Origin of the sequence: Litoreibacter albidus (assembly GCF_900107015.1) — a bacterium.
GTDB lineage: Bacteria > Pseudomonadota > Alphaproteobacteria > Rhodobacterales > Rhodobacteraceae > Litoreibacter > Litoreibacter albidus.
Genome location: NZ_FNOI01000001.1, coordinates 340,759 through 352,987, shown reverse-complemented (window position 1 = coordinate 352,987; position 12,229 = coordinate 340,759). Strand labels below are relative to the sequence as shown.

Below are 12,229 nucleotides of genomic sequence, written 5' to 3'. Positions count from 1 at the left end.
TTAGAAGTTATACGTCTCTTGCCAACGCGCGAAACACAAGATGGGCGGTCGCAATGGGAGACAGTACTATGTCAACGAAATTGGTTATCGGCCTAGACGGGCACAGCTCGGGGGATCGCGCGCTTGAATTTGCGAAAACTCTGGCGACCCAGATTGGCGCGTGCGAATTGCTCGTGGTTTATGTTATTGAGTGGTCGCCCTATTCCTTCCAAACCGCCGAAGAAAACGCGCAGCGCCATAAACGGCGCGAGGAGGAAATCTCCACCGCGAATGAACGCGTCGTCGCCCCTGCCGTTGCGTCCCTGTCGGACAGTGGCCTGAATGCCAGCGGGCGGGTTCGGCACGGCAACGTGGCCGACACACTGAACAGTATCGCCAAGGAAACCGGCGCGTCACAGATCATCGTCGGGCGCTCCACGGAATCCGGTCTGTCCAAGCGCATCTTCGGCAGCTCAACCGCAAACCTTGTGATGGAGGCCAGCGTGCCCGTCACAGTCGTCAACTAAGGGGGCTGACATGAAACGTATTCAACACCTCGCAGCCTCTGCTGCTTTGCTCATGGCTGCCGCTGGCCCCGCGCTGGCACAAGAGGCCGAAGGCCTCGACGCCCGTGTAAACGCCGCCTTCGCGGCAGCCACAGGCCCGTTCGTCAGCTTTATCTTCGCCCCACTTCCCGGCACAGCCTTCCCGTGGATCGTGATGTGGCTGGTGATCGCGGCAACAATCTTCACCATCTACTTTGGCTTCGTACAGTTTCGCTTCTTCAGTCACGCGATCGGGCTGGTCAAAGGCGACTACTCCGACCCGAACGACGCGGGTGAGGTGAGCCACTTTCAGGCGCTCGCAACGGCGCTCTCCGGCACCGTGGGCCTTGGCAACATCGCAGGCGTTGCAGTGGCCGTGGGTATCGGTGGCCCGGGGGCCACATTCTGGATGATCCTCGCGGGTCTTCTGGGCATGGCGTCAAAGTTCACCGAATGTACGCTTGGCGTGAAATACCGCAACGAATACCCCGACGGCAGCGTCTCCGGTGGGCCGATGTACTACATCTCCAAGGGCTTTACGGAGCTGGGCCTTCCCGGTGGGAAAATCCTAGCCATCCTGTTCTCGGTCTTTTGTATTCTGGGCGCACTTGGCGGTGGCAACATGTTCCAAGCCAATCAGGCCCACGCGCAGATATCAGGCATTGTGGGCGAGTATCCGGGCTGGATCACAGGCGTCATCTTCGCCGCTGTCGTCTTCGTCGTGATCGTGGGCGGCGTGAAGTCCATTGCACGCGTCACCGAGAAGGTCGTGCCTCTTATGGGTATCCTCTATGTCGGCGCGGCGCTGATTATCCTGTTGGTGAACTACGACAAAATAGGCTGGGCCTTCGGCCAGATCTTCGCAGGGGCCTTCACCGGTCTGGGCGTTGCTGGCGGCATGGTCGGTGCGCTGATCCAAGGCTTCAAACGGGCCGCCTTTTCGAACGAGGCGGGTGTTGGTTCTGCCGCCATCGCGCACTCCGCAGTGCGGACCAAAGAGCCCATCACCGAGGGCTTCGTGTCCCTTTTGGAGCCGCTGATCGACACCGTCGTGATTTGCACCATGACCGCGTTGGTTATCGTGATCTCGCAACAGTTGATCATCGACCCGACCACCGGAAACTACGTGCTGAATGATGCGGGCAGCGCCATCGCAACGGTAGATGGTAACAGTGGTGTCGCGCTGACCTCCGCCGCCTTCGGGTCCGCCATCGGCTGGTTCCCCTACGTCTTGGCCATTGCCGTGGTACTGTTCGCCTTCTCAACCATGATTTCTTGGAGCTACTACGGCTTGAAGGCGTGGACCTACCTGTTTGGCGAGGGCAAGACGACGGAGCTGGTGTTCAAACTGATCTTCTGCGTCTTTATCGTCATCGGCGCAGCGGCATCGCTCGGCCCAGTAATCGACTTCTCCGACGCGGCGATCTTCGCCATGGCGGTGGTCAACATCTTCTGCCTCTACTTCCTGATGAAGCTGGTGCGCACAGAGCTGGCCTCCTACGCCGCGCGCCTCAAGTCAGGTGAGATCAGGAAATTCGAGCACTGAGTTGACCTAAACGCAAACTGGAGCGGGGCACCTCGGGGTGCCCCTTTTTGACTACTCTACCGCACGGTTATCTCCTCGCGCCAAACAGCTGCGGAAAGCTCAGTATCCAGCATGATCCGGCTATCTAGCGCCTCTAGTCCGTATTGTTCGAGCAAGGTCGGCGCCGCCTTTAGCAAAGATGTCCCCAAACCGGCATGGCTTTGTCCCTCGGGAAGCCACCCCAAGGAATCGAGCACAGTTGGGAAAACATCTACCATAGAGCCAAGCTTCTCAATCTTCTCACCAGCACGGCCATCGTCCAGAAATAGCACGGTATTCCGGCGCGGGTAGCGCATTAGATCGACGTAGGAGTTCGATCTATGAGCGAGGTGATCACTCATCAGCACAATCTTGGTATTCGTCCCCGCGGTACGCGCACGTACCTCCGACACAAAATCTTCGATAAGCCGCGCTGAGCACCTGACCGCATCCACAATATTTTCGCTGAACCACTCACCACCAGTCTCGTTGCAGGCTTCACCCATGAAAGCACGAGGGCCGTGGGTATCCATCGTGGCGACAGTCAGAAAATATGGGCGTTCTGCAGCCCGCAATTCGTCAAGGGTACGTAGCGCCTGCGACAAGGTAACGTCGTCTCGGTAGCCCCACCCGTCTTCACCCGAAAAGACCCGCCCCGTTTCGCCGAGTTGGTTTGCAATCACAGATCGGTCGACAACTACGCCGTGGCCATGTGTATCAAAGAAATTTACATACCCGAAATATCCCTGCTGGTCGCCAATAAGCTCGGTGCCAGCCACATACATATTCGAGTAGCCAAGCTTTGCGGTCAGATCAGACAAGCAGGTGACGCCCGCCACCAATGACGTGTCGGCGGCCTTGGCGGTCAATGCCGAGAGGCCATCCATCACCAGCGGGGCACCGCATTGTGTCGCGACGGTGCCCGCCAGGCTCCAACCGGTCGCGGCTATTTGCGCGACATTTGTGAAGCTAACTCCCTGCGCCCGCAGCCGTGCAATAGGCGCGTAAGCATCGCCGAATTCATCCTCTTCATAGGTTTGCTCTAAACCCTCCATAAAGATGAAGACGATATTGGGCCGATCAACTCCCTCATGCACATTGACGCTGGCGAGCCGCGGCGCGAGGCTCTCTTGTGCCTCCGACCATGCCCATCCGCGATTTACGCCAGCCTCAGTTACTAAAGGATTGATTAACAGCACCCCCAATCCCAAAGCCACGTCCATACCTCGGAACCGGCATAGAAACGGGTCCAGACGGATGATCGTCCACCCGATTACCACCCAATATGTAATCGCAGTCACCACAAACGGCAAAACATCCCAAATGGGCACTCCACGCGTCCCAAAAACCCAGTGAAAAACGAAAGCGGCCACGTCGACGCGCCCGAAAATGAGCGAGACAACCGTAATCGGCAAAATCAGGACAATTGGTACGATCCACCAAAGACGCGAAATTCGCCGCCTTACCGAGCGCGTCACGGGAGTGGCGACAGGCAGTCGCACGAATAATGTCGCACCGAAAAGCAGCGCTACCACGGTAGCGTAGCGCATGTCGCTTGTGTCGCCATCAAACCTAGCGCGCAAAATTAAGAATGCTGCAATCACAGCCGGAAACATCAGCGCGCCAAGTTTCAAAATGAAAATGGCACGCGCGCGTATGTGTGTCGTCATTCCCCCCCCGAAAAAACTAGTTACTTAACTCCTACCGATGCGTAAATCGCGGCCACCTTCTTCACGGCCTCTTCTGGTGGCAGTTCTTCGCTTTCGCCGGTGCGGCGGGAGGTCAGTTCTACCACGCCGTTTTTCAGCCCACGTGGGCCGACTGTGATCCGCCATGGCAGGCCAATCAGGTCCATCGTCGCAAACTTGCCCCCTGCCCGCTCATTGCGGTCGTCGTAGAGGGGCTCCAGCCCCAATGCGGCGAATGATTTATACAGGGCCTCGCACGCGGCGTCGGCCTCGTCGTCGCCCTGCTTGAGGTTCACAATGCCAACGTGGAACGGTGTCACGCCTTCAGGCCAAATGATGCCCTTGTCGTCATGGCTGGCTTCAATGATCGCACCCAGAAGCCGCGAGACGCCGATACCGTGCGATCCCATGTGAACCGGTACGGACTTGCCATCTGGCCCTTGGATCGTGGCTTTCATCGCTTCGGAGTATTTCGTGCCAAAATAGAAGATTTGCCCAACCTCGATGCCGCGCGCAGTTCTGCGGCGTTCTTCGGGCACTTCGTTGAACAAGGCCTCGTCGTGGGTTTCATCCGTGCGGGCATACTTCGTGGTGAATTCCTCCATCACGCCCGCGCATTGCGCCACGTTGTCATAGTCAATCTCGCGGGCGCCGAACGACAGGTCCGTGACGGCGCTATCGTAGAACACCTCCGACTCGCCGGTTTCCGCCAGCACCAAAAACTCATGCGTGTCGTCGCCGCCCATGGCACCGCTGTCCGCGCGCATCGGGATCGCCTGCAGGCCCATACGCTCATAGGTACGCAGATAGCTCACCAGATGGCGGTTGTAGGCGTGCAGCGCGTCTTCCTTGGTCAGGTCAAAATTGTAGCCGTCTTTCATGTAGAACTCGCGGCCCCGCATCACGCCAAAGCGTGGGCGGCGCTCATCGCGGAACTTCCACTGGATTTGGTACATGGTCAGTGGCAGGTCTTTGTAGCTGCTCACATGGGAGCGGAAAATATCTGTCACCAATTCCTCAGCGGTTGGGGTGAACAGCATGTCGCGGTCGTGACGGTCCTTAATGCGCAGCATCTCGTCGCCGAATGCCTCATACCGCCCGCTCTCGCGCCATAGGTCAGCGGACTGGATCGTGGGCATCAACATAGGCATGTGGCCCGCGCGTTGCTGCTCTTCGTGGACGATATTCTCGATCTTTTTGAGAACCTTGTACCCCAGTGGCAGCCACGAGTAGATTCCCGCAGAGGCCTGCTTGATCATCCCAGCCCGCAGCATGTAGCGGTGCGACACGATCTGCGCCTCCGCAGGAGTTTCTTTCAGGACGGGCAAAAAGTAACGGGACATGCGCATGGGCTTGGATCTCTCTGATAGGTGGTTGCATTGGGGTTACGCGAATGCCCGCGCCTTGCCAAGTTGGGGCGCGGTGTTTTTCACAAATAGCACAGGCAGCGGCCCAGCCGCAGCGCCCTAGGTGACGATGGTTTCCGCGTCCAAAGCGGAGGCCAAGGATGCAAAGCGCGCTTGCGCAACTTCCCCGAACAGCCCTTTAGTGTCGGGGTGCAACTTCAGCTTCAAGACGCGCTTTTTGGGATGCCATTTCAGTTGCCCCATAAGCTCTGGCCGCTGGACCGAGAACATCGCCCCGAACCGCATGGCTTTGCCGAGCACCTCCGCATCGCGCAACTCTCGTTCGGACAGCAGGTCGAACAGCTCTTGGAAATGTGTGCCAGAGCGGGAATTCTTGTAGCGGTGCAGCAGTGCTGTGCCCAAGAAGATGCGTCCGGGGTGATCCAACCCGCCAAGGTTCGCGCGGGTCGCGTTGTCGAAACACACCTCCGCACGGTAGTCGGGGTGCGCACGCCAGCTCACGTCATGCAACAGGCAGGCGGCTTTGACCAAACGGATGCGTTCCGGTGAGGCCTTCTCGAACAATGGCTCGATAAAGCGGTACAAGAAACGCCCGAATCCGGGGATGCGGGCGTTCATCGCCTCGTCGTAGCGGCACGCCTCAATCAGCGGATCGCGGCGCTTCAACTCGAATGGCATCTGCTCGTAGAGCAGGCCTTCGCGGATACCGTAGCTGGAAACCGCGACCGACTTGGGCTTGAAGCGTTGGATAAGGGATTTCAATACTTGCGACGCGATCGGCACCAGTCGCATCCGCGCCTCGGAGTTTCCGGTCATCGCGCGCAGTTCATCCACCGAAAACTTGTTGATCCATTTGACCGTCTGTAAGATCGACTTCGCGGTCATGCGGTACTCATGCAGAACCTTGAGCGGGTAGCCGCGCCGCTCCATATCCAGCCGCGCGATGGCACGCCAAGACCCACCCACGAGGAACAGGGTTTTATAGTCGCCATCGATTTCGTTGCGCAAATCGTCGATTGTCTCGTCGATCAGCGCTTTGCGGGCCTTGGCGCCGCCCTTCAGGCTCATTAGCTTCAGCGGCCCGATCTGTGACGACACCCGCCGCCCGACAACACCGTCGCCAAGCTCTGCCAATTCCATCGAGGAGCCGCCGATGTCGCACATCAATCCGCGCGCCTCGGGCCAGCCCAAGAACACACCCTGCGCCGAAAGCCGAGCCTCTTCGGCACCCTCCGCGACCCACAGATTTAAGCCCGTTTCGCGCGCAACCTCTGCGCGAAAGTCCGGCCCGTCCGCCGCGTCACGAACGGCTGCCGTCGCCACGCAGGTCATTGGCGAGACGCCCATGCCTTGCGCCAACAACGCAAACCGGCGCAAAGCAGCCAGCGCACGGTCGCGACCTTCAGGGTTCAGGTGACCCGTTTCGGACACCCCCGCCCCAAGGCCCGCCATGACTTTTTCGTTGAAAAAATAGGCGGGGCTTCGCGCCGCGCCATCAAAGACCACCATCCGCACCGAGTTAGAACCAACGTCGATGGCCCCCACCCGCTTCAGCGCCTTGGATTTGGGGTCATTGAACAGGGGCCGCCCGAAGGGGCCGTCTTCGTCGTGGTGTCCGTCCAAAGCTCGTCTCGCTTTTTGGTTCGTGGCGTGCACTTAACCATGACGTCGCCGATGGGCGCACGTCAACGCGAAAGGCGCGCTCTGCGCGAATTTGGTCAGCTTGCCGTGCCGTCATGCCGTTCCGCAGGGAAATCGGGGCCGAGCTTGAAATTAAGAACTGCTGCCCCACGACAGCTCAAATCCAAGCACACAGCACCATCGTTAAAGGTTAAACCGGAATATTATCCCTCAAACATTCACCGCTTCGCATGTATTGTTCAGCATCGGCGGTTTGACTCGGCCTAAATCAGACAGATATCCCGCACACAACCACTGCGGAGAAAACGACCATGCTGCTCGAAACCTACGACTGGGGCCTAGAGGCCCGCACGCTGCAACTGCTGTTCGGCTTGGGGCTGGGCCTTGTCTTTGGCGTCGCCGCCCAGATCACGCGGTTCTGTTTGCGGCGCGCCGTCGCCGGTGACCGTGCGGAGCGCGGACCAGCGGCTGCCATATGGCTGACCGCCTTTGCCACCGCTATCGCGGCCTTTCAGATGGCACAGGCTTTCGGGTTCGTCGCAATCGAAGACCACCGTTTCTTGGCCAGCGACGTCGCAGTGCTCGCCATTGTCATTGGCGGGGTCGCCTTCGGGGCTGGCATGGTACTGACACGCGGCTGCGTGTCCCGCCTGACCGTGCTGAGTGCCACGGGCAACATGCGTGCAGCCACCGTGTTGATTGTCTTCGCCGTAACCGCGCACGCCATGCTGAAAGGTGTTCTCTCCCCTGTTCGCACGTCCCTTGGGGCCTTCACGGTCGATGTGCCCTTCGCGTCCTTGGCTGACCTGCCGGGCGGTGCCGCGCTCGGCGTTGCGGTCGCTGCTATCGCTGCAATCTTGACGATCCGCCGCTTTCGCCCCGCGCCATCGCACCTGCTGCTTGGCGCGGTCATCGGCTTGGTGCCCGTCGCGGGGTGGGCCACCACCAGCGTGTTGCTTTTTGATGAGTTCGATCCCCTTGCGGTGCAATCAGCCGCTTTCACGCTGCCGTGGTCGGACACGTTGTTTTGGGTGATCGCGTCCACGGCCGTGCCTGCGGGCTTTGGGACTGGTTTTATCGGCGGCATTCTCGCGGGCAGCTTTGCCAGCGCCGCCCTGCGCGGCGAATTACAAGCCGCCGCGTTTGAGAACGCCAAACAGACAGGGCGTTACACCCTCGGTGGCATCCTGATGGGATTTGGTGGCGTCTTGGCTGGCGGTTGCACCGTCGGGGCCGGTCTTAGCGGCGCGTCTTCCCTGAGCCTCGCTGCACTGTTGGCATTGGCAAGCGTGATCGCTGGTGCGTGGGCAGTCAGCCGCGCGGTCAACCCTAGCGCAGTCGCAGTCCCCGCCTAATCCGGCGTATGGGTTAGCTCCGGCACGTCACCCGCGCCTGCTGAGCCGCGCCCTGACAGTGACGGATTTTCCATGAAGAAGCGGTGACAGTTGAACGGGTTCTCCTGCGCGTCAACATCTGCCCGCACATAGGATCCATCCGGCGACAGCACCCAGCTTTGGGCGGTGTCCGCTAGGTTCGCGGCCATAATCTGGCTCATCACCTGCGCTTGAACGGTTTTGTTGCTGATTTCCACCAGCGTTTCCACGCGGCGGTTCAGGTTGCGGCTCATCCAGTCAGCGGAGGACATGTAGACCTTGGCCTTCTTCGACGGCAAACCGTGACCGTTGCCGAAGCACACAATACGCGAATGCTCCAAGAAGCGGCCAACGATGGACTTCACACGGATGTTCTCGCTCAACCCCTTGATGCCTGGGCGCACGGCACAGATGCCGCGCACGACGAGGTTGATTTTCACCCCCGCCTGCGATGCACGGTACAGCGCGTCGATCACATCCACTTCCACGATGGCGTTCATCTTCGCCCAGATTTCGGCGGGCTTGCCCTCAGCGGCGTAGCTGGCCTCTTTGTCGATCATCTTGATCAACTTCTTCTTCATACCCGTCGGCGACAGATACAGGTTCTCCAAGCGCTCCGGCTGGGCATAACCGCCGATGTAGTTAAACACCTTCGTCGCGTCGCGCCCCAAGGATGCGTCACAGGTAAACAGGCTCAGGTCAGTGTAAATTCGCGCCGTGATCGGGTGGTAGTTGCCCGTGCCGTAGTGCGTGTAGGTCACGAGCGAGTTCCCCTCGCGGCGCACCACGGTGCTAATCTTAGCGTGGGTTTTGTAGTTGATGAAACCATAGACCACATGCGCGCCGGACCGCTCCAGCTTGCGCGATTGGCGAATGTTGGCGGCTTCGTCAAAGCGTGCTTTCAGCTCCACCAGCGCGGTCACGGATTTGCCGTTCTCCGCCGCTTCGCACAATGCCTCCACGATGGGGCTTTGATACGACGTGCGGTAAAGCGTCTGCTTGATCGCGACAACGTCAGGGTCGCGCGCCGCCTGCGCCAGAAAGCGCACAACCATGTCGAAGCTCTCATAGGGGTGGTGCAGCAACATGTCTTTTTGGCGAATGGCCGCGAACATGTCGCCGTCATTGTCTTGCACACGCTCTGGCACGCGGGGGCTGAATGGCGGCCAAAGCAGGTTCGGCGGCGCGGCAGACACCAGCTCCCCCAGATCGGACAGGCCAATCATGCCCGAAATCTCGATCACGTCCTTTTCGGTCACTTCGAGCGACTTCATCACCAACGCACGCAGCTTCGCAGGCGCGCCGGAGCTAATTTTCAGCCGCACAACCTCACCGCGCCGACGGCGCTTCAACGCCACCTCGAATTCGCGCACAAGGTCTTCGGCCTCTTCCTCAACCTCTAGGTCGCTGTCGCGCAGCAACCGGAAGGCGCATAACCCTGACGCCTGATAGCCCGGAAACATCTCGCTGATCTTCAGGATCAGAAGTTGCTCCATCGGCAAAAAGCGTTGCTGCCCCTGCCCACACGGCAGGGACACGAAACGCTCGATCTGCGCAGGGATGGGGAGCAGCGCCTGCAACGTCCGCCCGTCGCTGGGCCGCTCCAGTTGTAACGCCAGCGAGAAGCCCTCATTCGGGATGAACGGGAACGGGTGCGCGGGGTCAATCGCAAGCGGCGACAACACCGGAAACACGTTTGACATGAAATAACTGTCGAGGAATTCGCGATCTGCGTCGCTCAGGTCTTCGGCATCGTGAAGGCATATCCCGCTGGCCTCCATCTCATCCTTCAAAGCTTCCCAAACACTGTCCTGCTTGGTGATCAAGGCGCGGGCGTTCTGGTCGATCAAGACCAACTGTTCCTCAGGTGTGCGCCCGTCCGCAGACGGCGTGCGGTTGCCAGCATTCGCAAGCTCCCGCAGGCCAGCAACCCGCACGGTGTAGAATTCATCAAGGTTGGTGGAGGATATCGCCAGAAACCGAACGCGCTCCATCAAGGGAACACGCGGGTTCGCTGCCTCGTCCAGCACACGCCAATTGAACGCGAGCCAGCTCAGCTCACGATTGAAGAACCGGCTAGGCCCCTGCGCATCAAGATCGTCGATCTCTACGGCTTCAGGGTAGTCGGCAGTTAGAAAGTCCGCTCCACACATGGGCAAAGTCTTAATTTGGGAATGTAACGTCACAGTGACGAATGTGGGGACAATCCGCGGCCGAGTCCAGATCGTTTCCGGTTAATCGGCGTCAATCTGCGCCAAGACGTCTCGGGCCAAGCCTTTGCCAATCGGGCGCTTCTCGGCCAAGGCGCGGGCGTCCATCTTCATCACGAAACCCCGCACCGCCTCAAAACTGCGCGGCAACCGTGGCATCACGTAGTTCAACAGGTCCGGCTTGATCGCAATCTGGCGGTCCGAAAACATCTTCATCACCAGCGCCATCAGCAAGGCATCGTCCAACGCTTCCAACGCGGCAAGCGACGTGCCCTCCATCCGGCTTCGCAAATCGGGCAGGACGAACGTCATTCGTGCAGGTGCAAGCGCCGAGGTGATCAGCAGCGGGTACCCGCCCTGCTGCATCAGGTTGTGCAAGTGAAACAGCTGCGTCTCATCGGCGCGGCTCCCCGCGATGCGGTCAAGGTCTTCAACCACCAGCGGCCCGTGCGCCAGCGCCGACGGATCATCCAACGCATCGGCAGAGACCACCGCCGCTTCGGTTTCTTGCGCCCACACCATTGCCAGATGGGTCTTGCCCGATCCGGACGGGCCAACAAGCACCAGCTTGCTCAGGGGCCAATCAGCCCAATTTTCAACGGCAGCCACGGCAAGGGCATTCGCACCGGACACGAAATAGTTTTCGCGCCCAAGCGCCTCTTTGGCGGGCAGGGAAAAGGCAAGTTGCTCTGACATTTGGTTACTCGGCACTTTCCGTGTCGTCTGGATCGTCGAGCCCCTTATAGAGCCTGCTCATGCGGTATTGTTCGGTCCCGAACCGCATGATGACGCCCATGGCCGCCGCCACAGGAACCGCCACCAGCATGCCGACGAAGCCGAACAACGTTCCGAAAACCGACAGCGCAAACATCAACCAAACAGGGTGGAGCCCCACGCTTTCGCCCACCAGTTTTGGCGTCAGTACGTTGCCCTCTAGGAATTGGCCCGCCACAAACACCGCCGCCACCGCGCCGATCATCGCTGGCTCCCCCCAGAACTGGAACAGCGCCAGACCGACGGCCAGAACGCCGCCAATCACGGCGCCGATGTAGGGGATGAAGGAAATCAGACCCGCGATGAACCCCACGACCAGACCGAATTGCAGCCCCACCAACATCAACCCGACGGCGTAAAACACCCCCAAAATGGAGCACACCGTCAATTGCCCACGCACAAAACTGGCAAGGGTCAGGTCAATCTCGGAGGCAATCTTGCGGATTTGAGGCGCGTGATCACGGGGCAGAAGGCTGTCTATCTTGGCGACAAGATTGTCCCAATCCAGCAGCATGTAGAACGCAACCACGGGCACGACCACAATGAAGACCACCGCATTGATGACCCCCAGCGCCGAGGAAAACACGCTTTTCGCGAATTCCCCGCCACGCTCTTGGATGGTCGCCCCGATTGAGGCAAGCGATTGGCGAAGCGTAGAGTTAGCGTCGCCCAACTGCGGAAACCGTTCCGACAGGAAGTCACGAAGCCGCGCAAATAGGTCCGGCGCGCTTTCAAACAGGTCGGCGGCTTGGCTGACGATCATCGGTATGATCAAAACCGCCATCAGGATGAACACACACACGGCGATAAGGCTAATCACCGTGGTCGCCACCACGCGGCTCGCGCCCATGCGCTCCAATCGGTCGGCCAAAGGGTCTAGCCCGTAGGCAATCGCGCCGCCCACGATGAAGGGCAACATGACGTCGCCCAAGTACCAGAGCGCCACCAAGAACACCGCCGCCGCGATGCCCCAATACTTTGCTTGCTCGCGGACAGGTAACGCCATTGAATCCCCTCTTTAGCCCCAGATGTGACCTATAGAGGGGCCGGTTTCAAGGCCGACGCAACATTGCGAGCGCAAAGCCGGT

Annotated in this window: 9 protein-coding genes; 3 read left to right on the top strand and 6 right to left on the bottom strand. The window is 59.6% G+C overall.

What is annotated here, in order from left to right; all coding sequences use genetic code 11:
- The first annotated feature begins 68 nt into the window (after window positions 1–68).
- Window positions 69–506 (top strand): universal stress protein, encoded by a 438-nt coding sequence (locus tag BLW66_RS01780; RefSeq protein ID WP_089944088.1) that lies wholly within the window; start codon window positions 69–71, stop codon window positions 504–506.
- Between the two features lie 10 nt (window positions 507–516).
- Complete coding sequence (locus tag BLW66_RS01775) at window positions 517–2,070, top strand: alanine/glycine:cation symporter family protein (protein WP_089944086.1); 1,554 nt, start codon at window positions 517–519, stop codon at window positions 2,068–2,070.
- A 56-nt stretch (window positions 2,071–2,126) separates the two neighbouring features.
- Here BLW66_RS01775 and BLW66_RS01770 read toward each other — a convergent pair whose 3' ends face one another.
- The 3 genes from BLW66_RS01770 to BLW66_RS01760 form a co-directional block, all read right to left on the bottom strand.
- Window positions 2,127–3,758 (bottom strand): sulfatase-like hydrolase/transferase, encoded by a 1,632-nt coding sequence (locus BLW66_RS01770; RefSeq protein ID WP_089944083.1) that lies wholly within the window; start codon window positions 3,756–3,758, stop codon window positions 2,127–2,129.
- 20 nt (window positions 3,759–3,778) lie between these two features.
- The gene (gene proS / locus BLW66_RS01765; RefSeq protein WP_089944079.1) at window positions 3,779–5,125 is read right to left on the bottom strand and encodes a proline--tRNA ligase; all 1,347 of its coding nucleotides are present in this window, start codon (window positions 5,123–5,125) and stop codon (window positions 3,779–3,781) included.
- A 117-nt stretch (window positions 5,126–5,242) separates the two neighbouring features.
- Window positions 5,243–6,766 carry a Ppx/GppA family phosphatase gene (locus tag BLW66_RS01760; protein ID WP_089944076.1) on the bottom strand — a complete coding sequence of 508 codons (1,524 nt, stop codon included), beginning with the start codon at window positions 6,764–6,766 and terminating at the stop codon, window positions 5,243–5,245.
- A gap of 329 nt (window positions 6,767–7,095) precedes the next feature.
- On the opposite strand from BLW66_RS01760, the gene BLW66_RS01755 reads away from it, so the two are divergent.
- Window positions 7,096–8,139: a YeeE/YedE thiosulfate transporter family protein gene (locus BLW66_RS01755; protein ID WP_089944073.1), complete on the top strand. Its 1,044-nt coding sequence runs from the start codon at window positions 7,096–7,098 to the stop codon at window positions 8,137–8,139.
- Here the strand turns inward: BLW66_RS01755 and BLW66_RS01750 are convergent.
- The 3 genes from BLW66_RS01750 to BLW66_RS01740 all read right to left on the bottom strand — a co-directional run bounded on the left by BLW66_RS01750 (window position 8,136) and on the right by BLW66_RS01740 (window position 12,147).
- Window positions 8,136–10,310 carry an RNA degradosome polyphosphate kinase gene (locus BLW66_RS01750; protein WP_089944070.1) on the bottom strand — a complete coding sequence of 725 codons (2,175 nt, stop codon included), beginning with the start codon at window positions 10,308–10,310 and terminating at the stop codon, window positions 8,136–8,138. The two genes, BLW66_RS01755 and BLW66_RS01750, sit on opposite strands and share 4 nt — an antisense overlap.
- Window positions 10,311–10,391: 81 nt before the next feature.
- Window positions 10,392–11,063 carry an AAA family ATPase gene (locus tag BLW66_RS01745; RefSeq protein ID WP_089944066.1) on the bottom strand — a complete coding sequence of 224 codons (672 nt, stop codon included), beginning with the start codon at window positions 11,061–11,063 and terminating at the stop codon, window positions 10,392–10,394.
- Between the two features lie 4 nt (window positions 11,064–11,067).
- Window positions 11,068–12,147 carry an AI-2E family transporter gene (locus BLW66_RS01740; RefSeq protein WP_089944064.1) on the bottom strand — a complete coding sequence of 360 codons (1,080 nt, stop codon included), beginning with the start codon at window positions 12,145–12,147 and terminating at the stop codon, window positions 11,068–11,070.
- Window positions 12,148–12,229: the final 82 nt, after the last annotated feature.